Below are 22,775 nucleotides of genomic sequence, written 5' to 3' on the forward strand. Positions count from 1 at the left end.
CGACTTATCTTGCCCAGTAAAAATACAACCTATGCGATGCTCAAATATTTGTGAGTTTGTATTGATAAGCGCCAATTGCGCTCAATGCAGGTATCAATACAAAGCTGAGTAGCGCGGTCTTTTTGACTGATTGGTTGCAGAGCGATAACAGTGTCGCTAGCAACCGCAGCTCGCTCCAATAAACCGTCAAGTTGTTCGATGTCTTTGCTTGTGCCTACTGGATGCTTAATTTCGTTAGCACGTTGCAAGGCGCTATCTATGATTTCCAGTTTCGCTTTCATCGCCACTTTCGGTGACACCGTAACCCAAGTATCCGGTGTGGCTTTAACTTCTGATGTTCCGCTTGTCTCAATCTGACAGCGACAACCGTGCTGCTCAAATGCTTCAGTAAGAGGAACAAGATCATAAATGCATGGCTCACCACCAGTAATCACAATGTGCTTAGCAGTGTAACCTTGCTTGATATATTCATTCACGATTCCTTGAGCATCGATTGCTGACCAAGTAGGTGAATCTTCTGTCTTAACCATAATATCGCCAAGGCTGGTTTCATCTTCTGGCAACGCTTCCCAGGTCTGCTTGGTATCACACCAAGAACAGCCCACTGGGCAAATTTGCAGACGAACAAAAACAGCGGGAACGCCAGTAAACACGCCCTCGCCCTGAATGGTTTCAAACATTTCATTAATCTTGTACAACTTTCCCTCAGCTCAATCATTTGATGAAATTAATCAACCGCAGACCTTAAAGCACTTCCCCCTTTTGGTCAAACAAATGAGTACTGATAAATGAGTTGATCAAAGCCCTAGCCTGAACTTTCAAGTTCCCTTATCCTTTCGCCCATAGATTTCGTTAGCTTTTAATTTTTTAGTAAGGAACAACATGTACAAACTGATTGCTCTTGATATGGATGGCACACTACTCAACAGTGAAAAAGTGATTTCTCAAGAGAACAAAGATGCAATCGCCAAAGCACGAGCTGCAGGTGTGAAAGTGGTTCTCGCTTCTGGTCGCCCTTTAGAAGGCATGCAAAGCAAATTAGATGAGCTATCAATTAACGGTGAAGATGACTTTGTACTCTTCTACAACGGTTCTATGGTTCAGAACGTATCGACAAAAGAGATCATTCACAGTGAGATCAGCAACGGTAAAGCCGCAAAAGAGATTGCTGCCCTCGCTGAACAGCTTGGTGGTTATGTCCATGCTTTCAGCAAGATCCACGGCTTAATCACACCTGAGAACAATGAGTACACTGGTATTGAAGCGCGTATTAATGGCTTAGATATTACCGAGTTCGACTTTTCTCAACTAGAAGACGACCACGAAATTATCAAAACTATGATTGTCGCTGAACCAAGCAAGCTGACTGAAATCATCAGCAAGTTGCCACAAGAGCTTAAGACTCAGTTTACTATCGTACAAAGTGCACCATTCTTCTTAGAGTTCCTAAACCCGAAATCAAACAAGGGTGTCGGTATTGAAGCGATAGCGAAACACTTAGGCATTAAAGCGGAAGAAGTCATCTGCATGGGTGATGCTGAAAACGATCACCATATGCTTGAATACGCAGGCCTTGGCATTGCAATGGAAAACGCAATGGAAGAAACCAAGAAACTGGCGGATCACATCACAGCGAGCAACGACGACCATGGTGTAGCGGTCGCGATTGAGAAGTTTATCTTCAACTCATAAACGCTCAACAGGTTCCAATAAGAATTACTTTTTGCTTGTTTCAGAAATGACAAAGGCTGTGCACTGCACAGCCTTTTTGATTTTGTGTTCGTCGAGTCACTTACTCTCTTTTCCATGGCAGGCGAAATGCCACCACACCAAACAGAATCAAGACTGGGAAACGTAACGTTTCAATAGCAAATGAAGCAATACCACTGAAAGAGACAAAGCTTCCTGCCCAGCTAATCAGCAAATTTCCCGCTAACAGCATCGCCATCACTCCAAGAACGATCTTGAATGAGAACTGACCAACCAAAGGTTTCGAGTCTGTTAACGTCACTAGGCATGCAATCGTCATCAAAATCGCCACCCAGAATGAGAATGTTGGCAGTGGCCATATCACCGTGAGAACAATCGACAGTAAGCACAATGCCCACCAAACACCTTTAGAGCTCAACAAAGCGCTAATATCAACATCCGGTTTCGCGTCTAATCTCACGATATGCCACGTCGTTAACGCGCCTAATACACCACCCATTAATACATCGCTAAAAAACGCACTACCTGAATAAGACTTAAATAGCATGATCCACAGCAGGCCAGCGAGCACTATCAGAATAGCTTTTTGCTCTAAGAGGCGCTTTAGTTTCCAAAAAACTAACAAGGTTAAACTGACCCATAAGGCAGCCAGTAGACTTGGGAAGCTATACCCACTGCTCATCACCAGTTTCAATGTTGGTAAGTAAGCATGTGGACGTGGAAAACCAAAACCTTGATGTGCGATCAAAGTAAGCAATGTCACCGAGATCAAAGTGAAGCCAAACTTCAACGCGAAGTTACGGCCGAAGTACCAAGCAATTAACGGCAATATCACAATGAAAACCCATGGCTTAGCCAACAAGTCAGTCAAAAGCACAGTATTCGCAAACACGCTTGGCATCTTATCGAACGTGTTTTGAAGTGACACAATCCAATTTAATTCAACTTGATGGACTTTGGGTGCCGCGCCCACCAGCTCAGTCACATACGTCACCGGTTGATCTGTCGCAGATAAAAACAGCTCGTTAATCTCAGACCACTGTTCTGGGTAGCGGTATTGGTGATCTTGTAATTCAGTAGGAGGAAGTAACATCGCTCGGCTGACTTCCACGCCATAATGAGGAGCAAACCAAATCGGCAGCTCAAAGCCACCTAACTCATTCCGAGCCTTGTAGCTGATCACTTCAGAGTCAGAGATACAATCAAACACGACGGCACTGTCGGTATAACCCAGTACATCACCGACCGTTACCGACAAGCCCGCCTCTTCCCACGTTTCACGTTGCGCCGCGACTGCTGGCGGCTCACCTGAAACAACAGTGCCTCCCGGTAGAGACAATTGACCTGTGATCAACTCATCAACCAACACGATTTGGTTATCAGCACGTACTACACACAAGGCGCCCGCGATATGATCGGGCAAAGTGTCGTTTGCCCAAGCGGAAGTAGTACTCAAAAGAGACAGTATGAAAACTAATAAATATCGAATAACCAACGAGTTTACCTAAAAAATAATAGAAGAATATTGAAGACTGCTGTTGCAGTTGAACTATTGTAATCAAAGCCACACAAAATCGCTGTCTACGTTTTGTGCAAAGCCTTCCTCATCCATTGAATGTGAGGTGTGAACCCCATTTTTTGATAGAAGTCCTTGGCAGGTGAGTTAAAGTCCCAAACTTCTACAAAGACTTGTTCAACCCCATAATCATCAAAAGTACTTTCAACTTTGTTAAACAACTTTTCAGCAATTGATTCTTTTCGATAATCAGGCAACACAAACAGTTCATCGACACTTCCCATCGGCACTGGTTTACTCACCGTTGAGATAAGCTCACAAAAATGCCCAGAGATAAAACCAACAATGAGCTCACCTTTTAATGCCACATAAACCAAACATTCAGGATCGTCCAAGTATCGTGCAATGCTTTTTTCCTGCTCAATCTCTTCTGCCGTTTTAAAGTGCTCTGGGCTAGCAAGGTGGTGATGATGGTGGAGATCGAACATTAACTCGTTAAGTTGTTCCAAATCCGCGTGCTTTGCGGCCCTTAAGGTGACATTCATGACTATTGCGCTTCTCAAACCAAATTAATATCTAAACTGAGTCTAGTTTACTTGGCGTGAGTATCTATACAAGTTATTGAATTAATTCATTGTTTGAAGTGTGTATTTTAGATACAAAAACGGCCACATTACGTGGCCATTCTGTTTGAATGATTTTGAATTAAACGAATATCGAAGCTGTGGCTTTTGCCGTGGCTGTGGCTTTTGCTGTAGCTTCAGCTTTATGCACCGTTATCTTCTTTCTCTTCTTTGAGATCAGCAAGCTGTTGTTCTAGTTCAATAAGCTTAATTTCCGCCTCTACTTCAGCAACTCGCTTTTCTGCATCGGTGCGATTGTCTTGCGCTAGACCATCAGCAGTAACTTGGGTTCGTTGTGCGTTTCTTGCATCATCCGTATCTTTCATTGAACCCGCCACACCACCGGTCACACCACCTAATGCAGCGCCCTTCACGGCTAAACTCGCATCTCCAGTTAGAGCGCCTGCTGTTGCTCCTAATAAAGCACCACCTACAGCACCACGATTACGTGCGGCATTCTCATTTTCGTTATCCATTGCTGGTGATGCGCAACCAGAAAGAGTCACAATCAGTGTCGCTAAAAGAAAAGGTTTAGTGAATTTCATAGAAGTCTCGCTTAGTTCTTCGTTTGGAGTAGAGCCATCTTAAGCAGAACCGTTAATGAGATAAATAAAGCCACGTTTAGACGATACATCATGTTCAGCTATGTATTATTCAGCCATCACATAACTGATTAATGATATATAGCTTTGAGCTCGCTTTATCCTCACCAACAAAAAAGGCGACCAATAAGGTCGCCTCAATCGAGCTTTCTCAATAATTCTTGTCTTTCACATATCTCTCTTAGCCTTTAGACCAAAAGTTTTGCATGTTTGCTGCGCTAGGTGGTGGCCTAACACCGCAATCTCGATAATGATTTTTATCGCCTATCCCCAGTATCTTGCCATTTGCGTCATCAATCATAGCAGCAACTTTAACACCATCTCCCACATGGCGAGTTAGCACGACAATCTCACCGGCTCTTTCAGACCTTACTGCGCCTAGGATTTGATATTCGTAGCGGCCTTTTCTTGAGTTAACGATCATCTTCGAGTTAATAGGATCGGCTTCATATCCCACGCCAATATCAAAAACCGCTTGATAGAGATCGACGCCTGTCTTGGACACACACTTAAATACCTTGGGGTGACTCAAAGGTTCTAACAACGCTCTACTCGCTTCATCCTTTGAAATACTGGCACTAGCAGCACCACTGACCAGTAAAGCAATCAACAAAAAGTAAGCTCGCATAAAAAGACCTCAATATGTGGGATTCATAATGAGGTCATAGTAAACGCAATGGATAAGCGGATGAATAAAGTAGAGTTTAGGTAAACTATCACGCTAGGTTATGTATAAATCAACAAGCCGAAGGTGAGATTACCTAAACTGCGACGTCTACTTGCCGAGCTTTTCAGCAATTTCAGTTAAGCTGGTAGGGTCGTCAATCGTCGAAGGCACCACATATTGTTCACCTTCTGCGATCTGTCGGATAGTTCTGCGTAAGATCTTACCTGAACGTGTCTTGGGTAGTCTCTCAACAACCAAGGCTTGCTTAAAACAGGCTACCGCGCCAATCTCATTGCGAACCTTGCCAACCAACTCCGCTTGTAACTCAATGCCATCGACTTTTACGCCATCTTTCAGCACAACTAAACCAAGAGGTAACTGCCCTTTTAAGTCATCGTGAATACCGACTACCGCACATTCTGCAATGGCTGGGTGACCACCCACGATCTCTTCCATTTCTCCCGTCGACAGACGGTGTCCCGCTACGTTTATCACATCGTCGATACGGCCCATGATAAATAAATACCCATCTTCATCAAGATAGCCACCGTCCCCAGAAACATAATAGCCCGGGAACTGACTCAAATAGCCGGATTCAAACCGATCATGATTGCGCCATACCGTGGGTAAACAACCTGGCGGCAATGGTCGTTTAAGTGCCACAAACCCTTGTTGATTCGTTTGTGCGATTTCACCCAATTCATTGAGGATCTCCACTTGGTAACCGGGTACTGGCTTGGTTGAAGAACCCGCTTTTACAGGCAAAGATTCAAGCCCTGTTGGATTGGCAGAAATAGCCCAACCCGTTTCGGTTTGCCACCAGTGGTCGATAACCGGTTTATTGGTATGAGACTCGACCCAATCCAATGTTGGCGGGTCTAAGCGCTCGCCAGCCATGAAAATCGACTTGAGCGATGATAAGTCATACTTGGTGAGCAACTCGCCTTCAGGATCTTCTTTCTTGATTGCTCTAAATGCCGTTGGCGCGGAAAATAACACATCGACGTTGTACTCTTCACACACACGCCAGAATGCCCCGGGATCTGGCGTTCGTACTGGCTTGCCTTCAAACAAAATGGTCGTACAGCCATGAATCAATGGCGCATACACAATGTAGGAATGCCCCACTACCCAGCCGACATCAGAAGCTGCCCAAAACACACCATCTTGCGGCATATCGTAAATAGTGCTCATCGAGTATTTCATCGCGACCGCGTGACCACCATTGTCACGAACCACGCCTTTTGGCTTACCCGTCGTCCCTGATGTATACAATATATATAGTGGGTCAGTCGCTAGAACAGGCACACATACGTGAGGCAAAGCATCCTCAACCGCTTGTTGCCAAAGTACATCGCGTTCATTGTTCAATTCGGCTAGAGACTGCTCTCTTTGGAATACCACCACTTTCTCAGGCTTCCAGCGGCTGTCCATGATCGCCCTGTCGACCATCGGCTTATATGGCAGGACTTTATTTATCTCGACACCACAGGAGGCAGTAATCAACACTTTCGGCTCGGCATCTTCAATTCGAACGGCAAGCTCATGAGGAGCAAAACCACCAAACACCACCGAATGCACCGCGCCTAGTCGAGCGCAAGCCAGCATGGCCATAGCAGCTTCGGGAATCATTGGCATATAAATCACCACACGATCGCCTTTGGTCACGCCCTGTGTTGCCAACATGCCTGCGACTTTAGCCACTTGGTCACGCAATTGATTGTAAGTGTACGAGGATTGAGTTCCTGTAACTGGAGAGTCGTAAATCAGCGCGGTATTGCCACCACGGCCATTTTCACAATGGTAATCAAGCGCCAACCAGCAGGTGTTCATCACCCCATCAGGAAACCAACGTTCAATACCGTTATCGTCAGTTTGTAATATCGTTTTTGGTGGTTCAAACCAATCTATCGCTTGTGCTTGTGTTTCCCAGAACGAATTGGGGTCTTCCCTAGCCCATTGATACTCGGTGATGTAATCTGTTTTTCTAGTCATTCGATTCGTAGCAGACATAGTGCCTCCTCCATGATTTATCCATTAGTCCAAGCGCCTAGCTTTTGGCAGTGTCACTTGGGTGCACTCTTTTCTCAGCGTTGTGTTCGTGAACATTTGACCGTTCACGACAATCGCTTTACTTAGGAAAAGGCACACGGATGGCACCTTCCATGATCACTCGGGCACTACGACTCATAATCGCCCGTTCTATTTGCCAACCGCTTTCCGTCTGAATAGCTTTAGCACCCACTTTTAAGGTTCCTGATGGATGACCAAAGGTCACAAAATCTCGAGACCCCTCACCGGCTGCCAAGTTCACTAACGTGCCCGGAACACTCGCCGCTGAAGCAATGGCGACTGCAGCCGTACCCATCATAGCGTGATGCAGTTGTCCCATAGACAAAGCACGCACCAGAAGGTCAGTATCTTCGACAGCGACCGATTTACCACTGGAGGCTTGGTACGCTTGAGGCTTAGCAACAAACGCGACTTTAGGTGTATGTTGACGTGATTCAGCTTGTTCTAAAGAATCAATAAGACCCATCGCTACTGCACCATGTACTCGTATGGATTCAAACAGAGCCAAGGCTTTGGTATCACTATTGATATCTGATTGAAGTTCAGTGCCTTGGTAACCAACCGATTCAGCATCAACAAAAATGGTGGGTATCCCAGCATTAATGTATGTCGCTTTGATGCAACCCAGATCGGGAACATCTAAAAAATCGACAACATTCCCTGTTGGGAACATAGAGCCACTCGCATCGGCGGGGTCTAGGAAATCGACTTGGATCTCAGCAGCGGGGAAAGTGACACCATCGAGCTCAAAGTCACCTAACTCTTGGACTTCCCCATCAGCGATAGGTACATGAACAATAATGGTTTTCTCTATGTTCACTTGCCATACTCGCACCTCGACCACACCATTTTCTGGAATACGATTCGAATCGACCAGTCCACTATGAATTGCAAATGGGCCTACGGCAGCAGACAGATTGCCGCAGTTACCGCTCCAATCAACGAACGGCTTGTCTATTGCTACTTGGCCGAATAGGTAATCAACATCGTGATCGGCTTTACTGCTTTTCGAAACAATAACGGTTTTGCTGGTGCTGGATGTTGCGCCACCCATGCCATCGGTTTGTTTGCCATAAGGATCTGGACTACCAATCACGCGCAGAAGTAATGCGTCTCGAGCTTCTCCGGCAACTTGCGCAGCTTCAGGTAAGTCACTTAAGTTGAAAAAGACACCTTTGCTTGTTCCGCCCCGCATATAGGTAGCAGGTACTTTTATCTGTTTGATGTTCATAACTAGCTCCTAATTTGCAAGAAAGTCTTTGGCGAAACGTTGCAACACTCCACCAGCGCTATAAACATTCACTTCGTCTGCCGTGTCTAGTCGGCAGGTCACAGGAACATCAAGCTTTTCACCGTTTTTACGAGTGATGACTAGAGCCAAATCAGAACCTGCTTCAATGTCACCGTACACGTCGTAAAGCTCGGTGCCGTCCAGTTCTAAGGTGTTGCGATTGGTCCCCGCTTTGAATTGCAAAGGCAGCACGCCCATGCCAACCAAGTTGGTTCTGTGAATTCGTTCAAACCCTTCAGCCACAATCACTTCAACACCCGCTAGGCGCACACCTTTGGCTGCCCAGTCACGTGATGAACCTTGTCCATAATCGGCACCCGCCACGACAATCAAAGGCTGTTTACGGTTCATGTAGGTTTCAATCGCTTCCCACATTCGCGTAACTTGACCTTCAGGTTCAACTCTTGCTAATGAACCTTGCACGACTTCTCCAGCGTCCTTCACCATTTCGTTAAACAGCTTAGGGTTGGCGAATGTTGCTCGTTGCGCGGTTAAATGATCACCTCGATGGGTCGCGTAAGAGTTAAAATCCTCTTCCGGCACTTCCATTTTGGTGAGGTATTCCCCCGCAGCGCTCGAAGCGAGAATCGCATTTGAAGGAGATAAGTGATCCGTGGTGATGTTGTCACCCAGAATCGCTAAAGGTCTCATTCCTGAAAGACTTCGTTCTCCCGCAAGAGCACCTTCCCAATAAGGTGGTCTGCGAATATAGGTACTTTGAGGTCGCCAGTCATAAAGCGGTTCAGTAGTCACCCGTTCCTCGTCTGGCTGGAACATTTTCACGTAGATTTGTTGGAATTGCTGAGGTTTAACATGCTCACCGACAACGGCATCGATCTCGGCATCACTCGGCCATAAATCACTTAAGTAGATTGGTTTGCCGTTGCTGTCAGTGCCTAAGCTGTCTTTCTCAATATCAAAGCGAATCGTGCCCGCTAAGGCGTAAGCAACCACCAATGGCGGCGAAGCTAAAAAGGCTTGCTTAGCGTATGGATGGATTCGACCATCGAAGTTTCGATTCCCCGACAACACTGCGGTTGAGTACAGGTCACGGTCGATGATCTCTTGTTGGATAGCAGGATCTAGGGCTCCGCTCATACCATTACAGGTAGTGCACGCATAACCGACGATACCAAAACCTAATTGTTCCAATTCTGATAGCAAATCTGCAGACTCAAGATAGAGCTTGGCGACTTTAGAACCTGGCGCAAATGACGTTTTCACCCACGGTTTACGAACTAAGCCAAGCTGATTGGCTTTCTTAGCCACCAATGCTGCGGCTACCACGTTTCTCGGATTACTGGTGTTAGTACAAGAGGTAATTGCTGCGATGATCACCGCACCATCAGGCATCTGCTCGTCGCTGTACTGCTTAGCATGCTGCTCTTTCCAAGAAGCTTGGCTAATGCCTTGTTCAGCCAGCTCTCTGGTTGGTAAACGACGATGTGGATTGGATGGCCCTGCAAGATTGCGCTCTACCTTCGATAAATCAAACTCGAGTACACGCTCATATTGAGCAGAGTTTAGATCGTCAGCCCATAGCCCGGTTTGCTTGGCGTAGCGTTCAACTAATTCAACCTGCTCCGGCTCTCGACCGGTGAGCTTCAGGTATTGAATAGTCTGCTCATCGATATAGAACATACCCGCTGTCGCACCATACTCTGGCGTCATGTTGGAGATGGTTGCGCGGTCACCAATGGTCAGTGCACGAGCCCCTTCACCGAAGAATTCCAAATAGCTTGAGACCACTCTCTCATTGCGAAGGAACTCAGTAATCGCAAGCACAATATCCGTTGCGGTTATCCCTTCTTGTCGTTGACCCGTCAGTTTAACGCCGACAATATCAGGCAAACGCATCATTGACGGACGACCGAGCATCACTGTCTCAGCTTCCAAGCCGCCCACACCAATCGCAATAACGCCCAGAGCATCGACATGAGGAGTATGGCTGTCTGTGCCGACACAGGTATCAGGAAACGCGATGCCTTCTTTAGATTGAATAACTGGAGACATTTTCTCCAAGTTAATCTGGTGCATGATCCCGTTACCAGCAGGGATTACACTCACGTTTTTAAACGCGGTTTTACACCATTCAATAAAATGAAAACGGTCTTCGTTTCTGCGCTCTTCAATCGCGCGGTTTTTATCAAAGGCTTCGCTATCAAAGCCTGCATGTTCCACTGCCAGAGAGTGATCAACAATCAATTGAGTTTCGACAACGGGGTTCACCTTGGCAGGGTCGCCACCTTGATCGGCAATCACATCGCGTAAGCCAGCTAAATCAACTAAAGCGGTCTGACCTAGAATGTCATGACACACGACACGCGCAGGATACCAAGGAAAATCTAAATCGCTCTTACGTTCAATAATCTGTTTTAAGCTGTCTTTAAGGGTTTCAGGTTCACAACGTCTTACCAATTGTTCTGCTAATACTCGCGACGTATAAGGCAAGGTTTTATAACTGCCTGGAGATATCGCTTCTACCGCTTCGCAAGCATCGAAATACTCTAAATGGGTTCCGGGTAAAAGTTTCCGGTACTGATTTTTATCAAGGTACTGAGCTTGTTCAAGTTTTACATCAGACATACATCCACCATTATCTGTTAAATTCTATTCGTTGGTTCTCGAGGTCTTATCATGTGAAGACAAAGTCACCTCAAGACATAAGTCGGTTCGATATAGAGGACTAACGTAGATGAATAGGCAGCCAGTCTTGATGCTCTGGGCCGGTGTAGTCTGCACTTGGACGAATGATGCGATTATTTTCTCTCTGTTCGAACACGTGCGCCGTCCAACCCGTAAGGCGACTCATCACGAAGATCGGAGTAAACAGTTTGGTTGGAATATCCATGAAGTGATAAGCCGATGCATGGAAGAAGTCAGCATTACAGAACAAGCCTTTCTCGCGCTTCATTACCGCTTCAACACGTTCTGAAACGGCGTAAAGCTGTTTATCACCCACCTCTTGAGCTAGCTCTTTTGACCAACGCTTGATTAGCGCATTTCGTGGATCGCTCTCACGATAAATGGCATGACCGAAGCCCATGATTTTGTCTTTGTTGGCGAGCATATTCATGATGTTCTCTTCTGCTTCATCAGCAGTTTGCCAATCTTGGATCATTTCCATCGCCGCTTCATTCGCACCGCCATGTAAAGGGCCTCGCAACGTACCAATCGCTGCGGTGACACACGAGTGAATATCCGACAACGTTGATGCACACACACGAGCGGCAAAGGTTGAAGCATTAAACTCATGTTCCGCGTAAAGGGTTAGCGAGCAGTGCATCACCTTCTTATGAAGTTCACTAGGTGTTTTATCCGTTAGCATTTTCAAGAAGTAGCCACCCAGACAGGCTTCACTTTTATCTTCAGTATCAATTCGCACGCCATCATGGCTAAAGCGGTACCAATAACAAATAATGGCAGGGAAAAGCGCGAGCATTCGTTCAGTCGCAGGCAGTTGCTCGGAGAAGTCAGACTCTTGCTCTAGATTACCTAGCATTGAACAACCCGTTCTCATCACATCCATTGGATGAGCGTCTGCAGGGATAAGCTCTAGTGCTGCTTTCAAAGGTTGAGGCAAGCCACGCAAACCAATCAACAATGTTTTGTAATCGTCTAACTCTTTTTCACTTGGCAAATGACCTCTTAGTAACAGATGCGCCACTTCTTCGAACTGAGCATGATTAGCAAGATCGGTAATATCATAACCTCGGTAGGTTAATCCGGTTCCTGATTTACCTACGGTACATAGCGCCGTGGTTCCCGCACTCTGGCCACGTAGACCAGCACCACCGATTGCAGGTGCGCTAGCTGGTTTGCTTTCGGGTTTTTCGCTTTGTTGTTGGTTTTCTGTTAAAGCCTTTTCGACAGCTGCTTTATCACTCAAAGATACAGACATGGTGAACTCCTTTTCTGTGTTAGCCGCCTGCACTCTTTGGTGCTGCCTGTTTATGTGTCCGATGATCTTTATCATCGGTACTGGATATGGCGACTAACCATTTCACGTTATTGGATTAAGTTGATTTTTGATTAATTGAAACTGGTTTTACCCTTCACTTGAAAACAACTGATCAAGCTTGTTCTCGTAGTCGTGGTAATTAAGGTGTTCGTAAAGCTCTTTACGGGTTTGCATTGAATCCAACAGAGCTTCTTGATTGCCTTCAACTAATAAGTGCTTGTAAACATTCTCCGCCGCTTTGTTCATCGCGCGGAATGCACTCAGTGGATAAAGCACCATATCGACACTTGATTGGGCTAACTCGCTACAGTTGTAGAGTGGTGTTTGGCCAAACTCAGTGATGTTCGCAAGAATAGGCACGTGTTTACCCGTTGCTGATTTCAGCGCTGCCGAGAACTTCACGTATTGATCGAGTTGATTCATCGCCTCAGGGAAAATCATGTCAGCGCCCGCTTCAACACAAGCAATCGCCCTTTCAATCGCACTATCAATGCCTTCAACCGCCAATGCATCCGTACGCGCCATAATCACAAAGCTCTCATCGGTTCTAGCATCGGTTGCCGCTTTGACTCTATCGACCATCTCTTGTTGGCTCACAATCGCTTTATTTGGTCGATGACCACAGCGTTTTTGCGCGACTTGGTCTTCCATGTGAATCGCAGCTGCACCCGCTTTTTCCATCGCTCGAATGGTACGTGAAATATTAAACGCTCCGCCAAACCCCGTATCGATATCCACCAGCAATGGCAGGTCACACGCGTTGGTAATACGTTCAACATCCACCAACACATCGTTCAATGTCGTAATACCTAAATCAGGCAAACCATAAGACGCATTGGCGATGCCTCCACCCGACAAATAGATAGCCTGATGCCCCAAGTTCTTTGCCATCATCGCGCAATACGGATTCACCGTGCCGACGATCTGTAATGGGTCGTTGTCTTGCACAGCTTGTCGGAACTTAGCTCCTGCTGATAACTTCATAATGACGCTCCCTGTTAATTGTTAATTTCTAATCTATATGACTACTGATGTTTAGCTCTCGCCAGCGAAGAACCGCTGGCAAATACCAGTCGCCAGTTATTCAAGATCTTTGGATTGAATTTGTTTTTCTATAAGCAATCTGCTTCCCGAGATGTGTCTTCGCATTAGCATTTCTGCTAGCTCTTCATCACGATTACGAATCGCTTGTAGGATGTATTTGTGTTCATCGAGCGCCTCTTTGGGACGAGACTGTGCTCTTGGCGATTGGTAGCGATACATACGTAATAGGTGATAAAGCTCGTCACACAACAACGAAATGAGTTTGCTGTTACGACTCGCTTTGATAATGCGGTAATGGAAATCGAAATCCCCATGTTGATGAAAGTAAGAAGAACCTTCGACTTCATCGATGTGTTTTGAGTGTGTCGACAATAATCCTTCAAGCCCGACAAGCTCTTCTTGTGTGATATGTCGCGCTGCTAAGCGAGCCGCCATGCCTTCCAATGCCTCTCGCACTGCGTACAACTCGAGTAGTTTGTCTGCCGAAAAGGTAATAACTCGAGCTCCTACATGAGGAATGCGTTCGATCAAGCCAAGCCCTTCAACACGCATTATCGCTTCACGTAGTGGACCTCTGCTTACCTCAAAGCGTTTAGCCAGTTCAGGCTCCGAGATCTTACTGCCTGGTGGTAATTCACCGTTAACAATCGCCTCAACAAGATACTCAGTGAGGTTTTCTGATTTAGTGTTCTCTTTGTCGCTCACACGCGTCTTAGTGTTTGCACTTAAGCTGAGATCTTTTATCGCAGTATTCATATTCACGCTGCTCACTTCTGATTGCTGAACCTTAATTGTCAACAATTCCATAACATGAATATAAAATACACGATTAAATTGTCGACAATCAAGCAAATTGTCGACAATTTAGACTAAGGTAGTATTTTTTATAGACGATAAAAACTCACCTAAAAAGACACCAAAAACAACTTAACCACCTGTTATTTATAACTTTAAAAAGATTAATAACCACTAACCCGATATCTACCCTAAAATCATTTTAAATCAATGTGTCGACAACTTATAGCCGAACTTGTCAAACGCAGATCCCTTTGTGTCTATCCTCCTGCTCACCGATAAACAGATATAAAAAAGGCGCACTCATGTGCGCCTTTCATTCATCGAACCCGTTCTAACAAGCCAACCTTTAATCAAGCTATCTGACGAGTAACTTCTAGGTATTTGTTGATATCAACGAAATCAATTTGTTCCGGCTTCAAATACTCTTCTGCATAACGCAGGTGAGTACCGCTGGTTAAGAACAACCTAAACAGCTCGATATCGAGATGCTCGTCCAACGCCATTTTATACATGATGTCGACAGCAACACTGATTGGCTTCGCCTTCTTATAAGGCCTATCCGCAGCGGTCAACGCCTCAAAAATATCGGAGATCACCAGAATACGTTCTGGAATTGAAAGGTCATCACCAGTCAGTTTCCTTGGATATCCCGTACCTTTGAGTGTTTCATGGTGCGTCGAAGCATAGCGTGGAACACGGCTTAGCTCTTTCGGGAATGGCAGATTCTCAAGCATCTTAATCGTGCCAAGCATGTGCTCGTTTATCTTGAATCTGTCTTCAGCGGTCAACGTACCGCGTGCAATACTCAGATTGTAGACTTCGCCTAGGTTGTATAAATGCTCAGGTACATCCATTTTGATTTGATGTTTCGGGTCAAACTCTAACGGTCTATCTCTTTTCACTATATGCTCTGCTTTATCACTTAACAGTGGCTCTGTCGCAGGTAAGCTCGAACTCGGTTCTCGATTTAACGCCTCTACTGGCGATAAACCAAGTTGATCATCAAAATTACGTGTCCAAGTCGTCTCAGCTATCGAGCGAATGCGAGCGACTTTGTCATCACTCATGAATTCACCACCAACGTTGGATGTCGCGATAAAAGCAAAGTCATCTTGTAGCTGTTGTTTGGTTGTCGCAAGCTCATCGGAAATTTGCTGCGTTGTTAGCGGACCTTCAAGTTGCTTTCTCAAAGCGGTGATTTCCGCATCACGCCAAAGTACTTCAAATCGAGTTCTCACCTCGTGAATTCGGTTGTAGTTCGCTTCTAGCTTCGTACCTTTATCGACGATGTGTTCAGGTGTCGTGATCTTGCCACAATCGTGAAGCCAAGCCGCAATTCTGAATTCACGACGTTCATCATCATTTTTAAACTCAAAATCTTTGAAATGATCGGACTGTGATTTCTCAGCTGCGTCAGCCAACATCAAGCCGAGTTCTGGTACACGATTACAGTGCCCTGCCGTATAAGCGGATTTATCATCGATAGCTTGGGCGATAAGCTTGATAAACGATTCCACAAACGCCTCTTGTGTCTGTTCATGTTGTCTAATCTCTGCAGCCATGCCTTTCACTGCCACAGACAGTTCCCACACCTCTTTGATTCGCGTATTAAGCACAGACACATTGTCGTAATCACGCTGCCTAATTTTTTGCGTTTCAGCTTTGAGTTGACGGATCGGGCGAACAATAGGCGCACCAAAGATCCAAGCTACTGGCAAGGTTAGGCTCATAAGAAGCACCGTCACACCAATAGACGTAGCAACTCGTTTGTTTACCGCGCTGTAGATTTCCGCTTCCGGTATCGCAACGGCAAAATATTCAGAGTAGTGCTCGCCCGTTTCAATCTTTTTCAGATAAAGACGCTTAGGTTCTCCATTGAGCACAATTTTAACCATTTCGCCTTCGGCAGTGGCTGTCGCAGTACGTTCATAAAGCTCAGTATAAGGAATGGTTGTGCCTGTATTGAGAGCATGATGATGAAACCATTTTTGTGACAACACTGCTATCTGTTCATCAGTGAGTGCGCGAATGGCTTGATTTAGGATTGGTAGTAGCTGCTGATGTTTGTTCTGCAACACAATGTGAAATTGGTTTGGGTAATTGGCTTTAAGATCCAACAGCACTTCATTAACTTTCAATCTTGCATGGAAAAACTTATCCAATGAAAATTCCAACACAGGCTTAGCGTCGAGTACTGCAAAGCTCTCACCACGATCAACAGCATCAAATGCCAATTCCATACTAGGAAACTCAACAAGCTCTATATTTGGGAAATCCTTTCTGAGTTGAGGAATCACCGACCACCCAGATAAAATCGCCACCTTTTTGCCGCTGAGATCTCCATAGTTTGAGACAGTTTGTGCGTTTTCTCGCGTGACGACAGAGAAAGGCAACTCATAGATAGCATCCGTATATAAGCCTTTTACTCCGTTGCTTGCGTAATTCTGAATAGAGTGCAAACCATCGATGCTTCCCTCATGAAATTTGCCCGTTAACTCGGCCCACGAAAAACCATTAACAAACTCGAATTTAACGCCACTCATTTCACTGATCATTTTCAGAAGATCAATCGCATAACCGTGTGGCTGTCCGGATACTGCAAAATCCATTGGCCCCCAATCGCTTTGGTTAGAGAGTAACAAAGGAGGCGTGTTCTCAATGACGGCTTGTTGCTGAGCAGTCCAATCGATTTTACTTGTTTGAGGGAGTACATGTTTCGTTTCAGTGTCTCGATTAGACGCAATAATATTGCCCGATTTAGAGTACAAAAAAGACTCAACTTGACTGTCTTCATCTAAACCTAACGCACTCGCAGATAACTTACTCGCTAACGAAGACAACACGATATCAATGCCGATTACATGTTGCGTGTCACCAACGGCCTTTGATTCAAAAGCTAAGGAATAAGTTTGTCCCGTGATCTGAAGGTGTTGGAAAAGATAAGGCTGTGTTTTTTCAACTGTCTCAGTATTCGCGGAAACATACCAAGGTCGTGTCGTGGGAAAGTAATTGCTTGGCTCAGTCTTTGAGTCTCTGAGGTTAAACTCAAGGTCGTAATACTTAGTCGTGCGGATACGACCTGCTTCCCTGTCGCTTATCTCGATCACCACCCAACGGTCTGAGCGATCGGCACCAATTTTTTCTCTAACAAAAGGAGAAGATTCCAGATTGATAATTTGGAAGAAGCGTTCGTTAGAAGAGCCTATATAAATACTGTAAAAAAGAGGGTTATCTTTTATCGCTTCTGAGAGAATCCCACGCGACTCTTCGCGAGAGATTTGATGACTAATAGAGCGATGCACTGAAGAGAGTAAGCGAGCGGTATTTATCGCATCTGAATCGACGTTGCCGATATAGTCGCTTAAATCCTGAGATACCATGGTCAACTTCGACAAGGTATGCTCGGTCGCCATTTTCTTACTGAAGTAGTATTGAAGTGAAACCGCCACGATCGCCGTCAGCACCGTCGCAAGTAAAAACATCCCTCCCACGGTAAACCGCAACGAGATTTTTGTGTTTGCCATTATTCTATCCTTGAATAACCACTAGCCCAGAAATGTAACATGCTAGCAATATTTATATTATTACTACGGCATACTATCTCTAGCAACACATTATTCTATATATTATTCAACATCTCCCTATATCCCCTTCTACGTCGCAATATCATTGTATTTAAATGACATTTAACAATATAAATCAGCTGCCAATTACCATAATTAATTTAATGGTATTAGTTTTCATAAAATGGAAACACCTCACGCCTTTGTTGTCAGGCTTATTATATTATTTACTTTATGCTATAAATTTAGATATAAAACTTTAACATTAAGTCAGTTCGTTAGTATCGACATAACCTTATGTCAGAACATCTTCGAGCATTATCAGGCGAGCCTATGACGGATAATTTCTCCCCTTCTGCCAGTACTATTGTGGCAAAAGATTCTAAAAGCAACGAGCATGCAGTCAGCGATTTTGCTATTTCTGAGTACTTATCGAAGCCTTTTAAAATCGAACTAACCATCATCTCAAAAAACTTTGTCATCGATAATCAATTGGGGCAAAAGCTCTCTATTACCCGCTTCGTTAACGACACCGATAATTTGACCGCTACGCGAGTATTCAACGGTATTGTTACGCAGGTTCAATTACTGGGTATGGACGGTAACCTGCAGTACTCTAGTTACCGCGTCACTCTAAGGCCTTGGTTCTGGTTATTGAAGCACACCCACTCTTTCCGCGTTTACCAAAACCAATCAACGAAAGACATCGTTTCAGACGTGTTGACCCAAGCAGGCTTCAGTGGCTCATATAAGACGGGCACAATGCCTTCGTCTAAACGCGAATATTGCGTTCAATACGATGAAAGCGACTTTGATTTCGTAACCCGATTGCTTGCAGAAGAAGGCGTTCACTACTTTTTCCAACACAGCGATTCCGACCATCTAATGATGCTGCAAGATGCGCAAAGCCCCTTTCAAAAATCGGATGCTGGCAAGCTAGACATGATTGAGGTCCCATCAGGCAGCAATCCATTAATCAACAAATGGATGCCACAGGGGCAATTTCATGGTGCTAGCATTGAGCTAACCAACTACGACTACTCACAAACCAAATTGGTGAGCAGTAAAGAGAAGAAATCCAGCCATAAGATCGCCAACAATACCAAATTGACCAAGCAGTTTTACCCTAACCTTGGTATCACTGGTGGGATGGAAGATCTCGCTAGCAACCTAGTCAAAAGGCGAATAGAGCAGCTTGAACAAAGTTATCAAACCGTTGAAGCCGAAGCTCAACACGATTCATTTGAATTAGGCACTTGGTTCTCATTATCTTCCCATTTAGATAAGTCTCAACTCGGCGATTATCTGGTCTCAGAACTTCACATTCGATACAACACAGATAATCACTGTGAGGCTAAACTTACCCTTCTCGATACATCAATTCCGAATTACCCGTCACCGAGAGACAAAGCCAAAATCCACGGTTTGCAAAGCGCGATTGTCGCAGGCAGTACGGCAGGTGAAATCAATCAAGACGATCAAGGCCGTGTACGTATTCAATTTCATTGGGATACCGAAGCCTCTGGCGACAAAACAAGTTGCTATGTGCGTGTCGCTCAGATGATGGCTGGCAGCGGTTACGGTGCTCAGTTTATTCCGAGAGTCGGACAAGAGGTGTTAGTCAGCTTCATTGATGGCGACCCTGACCAACCGATTATCACAGGAAGCGTTTATAACAGTAAAAACCCTCCACCTTATAAAGAGGCGAACGCCACAAAAACAGGCATTAGCACCAAATTAAGTGGCTTAGCGAATGAGCTCTATTTCGATGACAAGAAAGATAACGAGCTGTTGTACATGCACGCGACCAAAGATTTCACCAAAGAAGTCGAGAACAATCTGACTGAAACGATCAAAGGTGAGTTGCTTCAGAAAACCACCAAGCAAGTGACCGTCTCAACAGAAGATAACTACACACTTAGCTCGGATAAAGCGATCAGTGAGAAAGGCAAATCCATTTCACTTGAAGCCGATGACAAGATAGAGCTGACCGTTGGCTCAAGTAAGATCACCATGTCTTCATCTTCAATCAGTATCGAAGCTAGCAATATTGATATCAAAGCCAGCAGTGCGCTCAATCTCGAAGGGATGAACGTGACCAGCAAGGCTACATCTGCAAACAAGATTTCAGGCGTTACCACGGCTCTAGAAGCAACGAGCTCCAACAGCATTAAAGGCCTCAGTGTCGCGATTAAAGCCGATACTACCCTCTCAGCAGAAGGTTCATTAAGTGCTGAGTTTAAATCCGGCCTCAAAGGCACTTTCGATGGTGGCGTGATGGGTGAGTTAAAAGGTGCGATTGTTAAGGTGAATTAGCGAATTTAAATCGCCAGCACTTAAACCACGCCGCAGTACAAATTTAGGTAGAACAAAAACATGTATAAAAAGATTCCGTATCAGACAGGCCGACAGTTACTCGATAGGTTCTCAAGCTCTGATGAAGCTCAAGCTCTGATCGATGAAGAACTCAATATTGATGACTCCATTGAAGCGTTGTTGGAAAACGAGCTCTATTTCGATTTGGTTCAGTTTCTCGCTCACGGACTACCGGTTCGAGAAGCGATTTGGTGGGGCGCGCACACGCTCGATGCGAGAAATGACGTCTGGTCTGCAATGCAAAAGCAATGTATTTCCACAGCTAAAGCGTGGGTCAAATCGCCATCAGAAGAGCAAAGGCGCAAGAGTGAACTATTCTCTAATAAGCTCAAATTAAATTGCGGGCCTTCTTGGTTAGCTCAAGCGGTATTTTGGAATGGTTCTGGCAGCATTGTGGCACCTGATTTACCCAATGTACTTCCAGACCCTTTTCTGTATTCGAAAGCGGTAGCAGGCGCGATAAACCACTCCGCAGCACTGCCCAATTGGGATAAAACCGACGAGTACTATAAGAAATCTATTGGAATTGCCCTTGAGCTTGCCAAAGGCAGTAAGGCATAGGAGTTACTGATGACGTTAGCCGCACGATTAACTGACATGCACGTTTGCCCAATGCAGACACCCGCTGTTCCGCCGATCCCTCACGTAGGTGGGCCAATCAGTGGGCCCGGAGTACCAACAGTTCTCATTGGCAATATGCCAGCCGCGACGCTTGGGGACATGTGCGTATGTGTCGGGCCTCCTGATAGCATCATCAAAGGCAGTGCCACTGTGCTCATAATGAGTAAACCAGCAGCACGCATGGGAGATACAACCAGCCACGGCGGTACGATTGTTCTAGGTATGCCAACTGTGATGATTGGAGGTTAAATACCTTACTTTTCATAGGGTTTCAAGAAACCGTGACATCGGTCCACTTTCTTAGATGAAGTTCAAAGTTTTGAGTAAATATCTATTTTGCATGAGACTTTTCACGAAAAAGCTCTAGAATTAATAAATGTTAACAAGTGTTTACGAAACATAAGGATTATGTATCAAATATGACACTTTGGTGCGATCAGGATAACAATAGATTTTTACAGGATGTATATGACAGAAATCGCTCGCCTACTTGTTCCAATCTCGGATGAAGAGCCTTCAGGCTCTTATTTGAAGTTAGATCGAAGTGCCTATCGCAGTTTGAGAAACGTTTACAATAGCGCTCAATCCTCATTTCGACAGTTGGTTGAAACGCCTGATGCATCGTCTGATCCCGCTATCGTCGATACCAATACAGACAACTGGGCTGAATTAAGAAAGATTTCAGAGGAAACGCTGACCTCACAATCTAAAGACTTAGAGATATTAGGTTGGTACATCACAAGCCAACTTTTTACTTCTCAACCATTTCACAACCTTGCGAATGCTATCCCGACTTTAAACCTTTTCATCGACCAATTTTGGGATACGCTAAACCCTATGCTTCCGGAAGCTAAACTCAAAGCTTCTGACGATGCAGGGAAAGCAAAGGAAATCACTGAATTTAAAACTAAACCCCTACTTCAACTCGTTGGTGAGTCTGTTGATTCAAGCTCCGTTTATATTCCTTTTCAAATGCTTGATTTTTGTGCAGGCGTTACTTTTGGTGATTACCTCACTGCTGAGCGTAAAGGCAATATCGCAGAGCTAAAAGAATCAGCATTAGGCTCATTTGATGGAAGTGTTTCAGAAACACTCTATCTACTTGCGAGTATTTTTAGTGAATTAGAGATTGCTGAGAAAAACTTAGCTGAAAAGTGCCAAGCTGTTGGTGCGACCGTAATCAGCTTCAACTTCATTAAGACAAACGTACGTGACTTAATTAAAGCGATACATTTCCTCGTTGGAGAAAAATTCGCTCCTTGGCCTCTGGATGACAACTTCCACGTTATCCAAAATTCAACAGAAGCACCTCAACAAGACGATTCGACACACTCGGCACCTATGCAAGCTAGTGCTCCCCAGAATGACTCGAGTCTAACAACTGAAACAAGCCAAAATTCAGGGTCAAGTAATCCGGTAAATCAAGGTAACGGAAGCGTGGCTAGTGACATCCAAGCACTAAGCAACCTTGCCCCTCAAAACCAGACTCAAACGATTGTTCAAAACGTCTCGAGCATTAACGGCATTGTTAATCGCGATCATGCGTTTCAAGAAATTAGAAAAATAGCTGAGTACTTTAAAGAAACAGAACCTCATAGCCCTATTGCATTCTTACTCGAACGTTCAATTCGTTGGGGCTACATGAGCTTCCCAGAGTTACTCCAAGAAATGGTTGGCAATGAAAGTGTCATCGCCCAAATCAATCAAATGACAGGAATGGACAACCTAGACAAAACCGATTTGTCCGGAAAGTCCGTTCCAGTAATGACTTCCGCTCCGGAGAGAACTCCGGTAGCAACACCGACTATTGAAGAGCCAGCGGCAGTATCGCCAGTTCCTGATAGTTCAAATAGTACGACAGATACAAACCAAACATCTGAACCGACTTCCAACTCATCATCGAGCAGCCTGCAAGATTTTGAGTGGTAAA

17 protein-coding genes are annotated in these 22,775 nt (G+C 45.0%); 5 read left to right on the top strand and 12 right to left on the bottom strand.

What is annotated here, in order from left to right:
* Window positions 1-29: 29 nt before the first annotated feature.
* Entirely contained in the window at window positions 30-698 is a 669-nt protein-coding gene (gene queE, locus HRQ85_RS10760; RefSeq protein WP_367646127.1) for a 7-carboxy-7-deazaguanine synthase QueE, read from the bottom strand.
* A gap of 184 nt (window positions 699-882) precedes the next feature.
* On the opposite strand from queE, the gene HRQ85_RS10765 reads away from it, so the two are divergent.
* Entirely contained in the window at window positions 883-1,692 is an 810-nt protein-coding gene (locus HRQ85_RS10765; RefSeq protein ID WP_172379581.1) for a Cof-type HAD-IIB family hydrolase, read from the top strand.
* Window positions 1,693-1,792: 100 nt separating this feature from the next.
* Here HRQ85_RS10765 and HRQ85_RS10770 read toward each other — a convergent pair whose 3' ends face one another.
* From HRQ85_RS10770 to HRQ85_RS10820, 11 genes are all read right to left on the bottom strand, one after another.
* Window positions 1,793-3,205 carry a bifunctional NUDIX hydrolase/phosphatase PAP2 family protein gene (locus HRQ85_RS10770; RefSeq protein WP_172379582.1) on the bottom strand — a complete coding sequence of 471 codons (1,413 nt, stop codon included), beginning with the start codon at window positions 3,203-3,205 and terminating at the stop codon, window positions 1,793-1,795.
* 86 nt (window positions 3,206-3,291) lie between these two features.
* On the bottom strand, window positions 3,292-3,771 hold the full coding sequence (locus tag HRQ85_RS10775; protein WP_009846623.1) for a GNAT family N-acetyltransferase: 480 nt from the start codon (window positions 3,769-3,771) through the stop codon (window positions 3,292-3,294).
* A gap of 221 nt (window positions 3,772-3,992) precedes the next feature.
* Window positions 3,993-4,394: a glycine zipper domain-containing protein gene (locus HRQ85_RS10780; protein WP_017062298.1), complete on the bottom strand. Its 402-nt coding sequence runs from the start codon at window positions 4,392-4,394 to the stop codon at window positions 3,993-3,995.
* 238 nt (window positions 4,395-4,632) lie between these two features.
* Window positions 4,633-5,079, bottom strand: coding sequence for a hypothetical protein (locus HRQ85_RS10785; protein ID WP_172379583.1), 447 nt, complete (start codon window positions 5,077-5,079; stop codon window positions 4,633-4,635).
* Window positions 5,080-5,226: 147 nt separating this feature from the next.
* The gene (locus HRQ85_RS10790) at window positions 5,227-7,131 is read right to left on the bottom strand and encodes a propionyl-CoA synthetase (protein WP_172379584.1); all 1,905 of its coding nucleotides are present in this window, start codon (window positions 7,129-7,131) and stop codon (window positions 5,227-5,229) included.
* Window positions 7,132-7,249: 118 nt separating this feature from the next.
* A complete protein-coding gene (gene prpF, locus HRQ85_RS10795; protein ID WP_172379585.1) occupies window positions 7,250-8,422 on the bottom strand; it encodes a 2-methylaconitate cis-trans isomerase PrpF in 1,173 nt (390 codons plus the stop codon).
* Window positions 8,423-8,431: 9 nt separating this feature from the next.
* A complete protein-coding gene (gene acnD / locus HRQ85_RS10800; protein ID WP_172379586.1) occupies window positions 8,432-11,068 on the bottom strand; it encodes a Fe/S-dependent 2-methylisocitrate dehydratase AcnD in 2,637 nt (878 codons plus the stop codon).
* A 100-nt stretch (window positions 11,069-11,168) separates the two neighbouring features.
* Window positions 11,169-12,383, bottom strand: a complete 1,215-nt coding sequence (gene prpC, locus HRQ85_RS10805) for a bifunctional 2-methylcitrate synthase/citrate synthase (protein ID WP_172379587.1) — start codon at window positions 12,381-12,383, stop codon at window positions 11,169-11,171.
* A gap of 147 nt (window positions 12,384-12,530) precedes the next feature.
* Complete coding sequence (gene prpB, locus HRQ85_RS10810; protein WP_108162233.1) at window positions 12,531-13,427, bottom strand: methylisocitrate lyase; 897 nt, start codon at window positions 13,425-13,427, stop codon at window positions 12,531-12,533.
* Between the two features lie 96 nt (window positions 13,428-13,523).
* On the bottom strand, window positions 13,524-14,243 hold the full coding sequence (locus tag HRQ85_RS10815) for a GntR family transcriptional regulator (protein WP_172379588.1): 720 nt from the start codon (window positions 14,241-14,243) through the stop codon (window positions 13,524-13,526).
* 392 nt (window positions 14,244-14,635) lie between these two features.
* Window positions 14,636-17,809: an HD domain-containing phosphohydrolase gene (locus tag HRQ85_RS10820; RefSeq protein WP_172379589.1), complete on the bottom strand. Its 3,174-nt coding sequence runs from the start codon at window positions 17,807-17,809 to the stop codon at window positions 14,636-14,638.
* 372 nt (window positions 17,810-18,181) lie between these two features.
* On the opposite strand from HRQ85_RS10820, the gene HRQ85_RS10825 reads away from it, so the two are divergent.
* The 4 genes from HRQ85_RS10825 to HRQ85_RS10840 all read left to right on the top strand — a co-directional run bounded on the left by HRQ85_RS10825 (window position 18,182) and on the right by HRQ85_RS10840 (window position 22,774).
* Window positions 18,182-20,164 (top strand): type VI secretion system Vgr family protein, encoded by a 1,983-nt coding sequence (locus HRQ85_RS10825; RefSeq protein WP_172379590.1) that lies wholly within the window; start codon window positions 18,182-18,184, stop codon window positions 20,162-20,164.
* 60 nt (window positions 20,165-20,224) lie between these two features.
* On the top strand, window positions 20,225-20,785 hold the full coding sequence (locus HRQ85_RS10830) for a DUF6931 family protein (RefSeq protein WP_048606891.1): 561 nt from the start codon (window positions 20,225-20,227) through the stop codon (window positions 20,783-20,785).
* 9 nt (window positions 20,786-20,794) lie between these two features.
* Complete coding sequence (locus tag HRQ85_RS10835) at window positions 20,795-21,094, top strand: PAAR domain-containing protein (RefSeq protein ID WP_017110734.1); 300 nt, start codon at window positions 20,795-20,797, stop codon at window positions 21,092-21,094.
* A gap of 219 nt (window positions 21,095-21,313) precedes the next feature.
* A complete protein-coding gene (locus tag HRQ85_RS10840) occupies window positions 21,314-22,774 on the top strand; it encodes a type VI secretion system protein TssA (RefSeq protein WP_172379591.1) in 1,461 nt (486 codons plus the stop codon).
* The last annotated feature ends 1 nt before the right edge of the window (window position 22,775 follow it).

The organism is Vibrio sp. Vb339 (genome assembly GCF_902751245.1).
In the GTDB taxonomy this organism is placed as follows: Bacteria; Pseudomonadota; Gammaproteobacteria; order Enterobacterales; family Vibrionaceae; genus Vibrio; species Vibrio coralliirubri.

Excerpts from the sequence above, each read along its gene's own strand:
- prpB (WP_108162233.1), bottom strand. The coding sequence starts at position 13,427 with ATGAAGTTATCAGCAGGAGCTAAGTTCCGACAAGCTGTGCAAGACAAC.
- HRQ85_RS10835 (WP_017110734.1), top strand. The coding sequence starts at position 20,795 with ATGACGTTAGCCGCACGATTAACTGACATGCACGTTTGCCCAATGCAG.
- HRQ85_RS10785 (WP_172379583.1), bottom strand. The coding sequence starts at position 5,079 with ATGCGAGCTTACTTTTTGTTGATTGCTTTACTGGTCAGTGGTGCTGCT.
- HRQ85_RS10790 (WP_172379584.1), bottom strand. The coding sequence starts at position 7,131 with ATGTCTGCTACGAATCGAATGACTAGAAAAACAGATTACATCACCGAG.
- HRQ85_RS10775 (WP_009846623.1), bottom strand. The coding sequence starts at position 3,771 with ATGAATGTCACCTTAAGGGCCGCAAAGCACGCGGATTTGGAACAACTT.
- HRQ85_RS10830 (WP_048606891.1), top strand. The coding sequence starts at position 20,225 with ATGTATAAAAAGATTCCGTATCAGACAGGCCGACAGTTACTCGATAGG.
- HRQ85_RS10825 (WP_172379590.1), top strand. The coding sequence starts at position 18,182 with ATGACGGATAATTTCTCCCCTTCTGCCAGTACTATTGTGGCAAAAGAT.
- HRQ85_RS10765 (WP_172379581.1), top strand. The coding sequence starts at position 883 with ATGTACAAACTGATTGCTCTTGATATGGATGGCACACTACTCAACAGT.
- HRQ85_RS10820 (WP_172379589.1), bottom strand. The coding sequence starts at position 17,809 with ATGGCAAACACAAAAATCTCGTTGCGGTTTACCGTGGGAGGGATGTTT.
- HRQ85_RS10815 (WP_172379588.1), bottom strand. The coding sequence starts at position 14,243 with ATGAATACTGCGATAAAAGATCTCAGCTTAAGTGCAAACACTAAGACG.
- prpF (WP_172379585.1), bottom strand. The coding sequence starts at position 8,422 with ATGAACATCAAACAGATAAAAGTACCTGCTACCTATATGCGGGGCGGA.
- acnD (WP_172379586.1), bottom strand. The coding sequence starts at position 11,068 with ATGTCTGATGTAAAACTTGAACAAGCTCAGTACCTTGATAAAAATCAG.
- HRQ85_RS10780 (WP_017062298.1), bottom strand. The coding sequence starts at position 4,394 with ATGAAATTCACTAAACCTTTTCTTTTAGCGACACTGATTGTGACTCTT.
- prpC (WP_172379587.1), bottom strand. The coding sequence starts at position 12,383 with ATGTCTGTATCTTTGAGTGATAAAGCAGCTGTCGAAAAGGCTTTAACA.
- HRQ85_RS10840 (WP_172379591.1), top strand. The coding sequence starts at position 21,314 with ATGACAGAAATCGCTCGCCTACTTGTTCCAATCTCGGATGAAGAGCCT.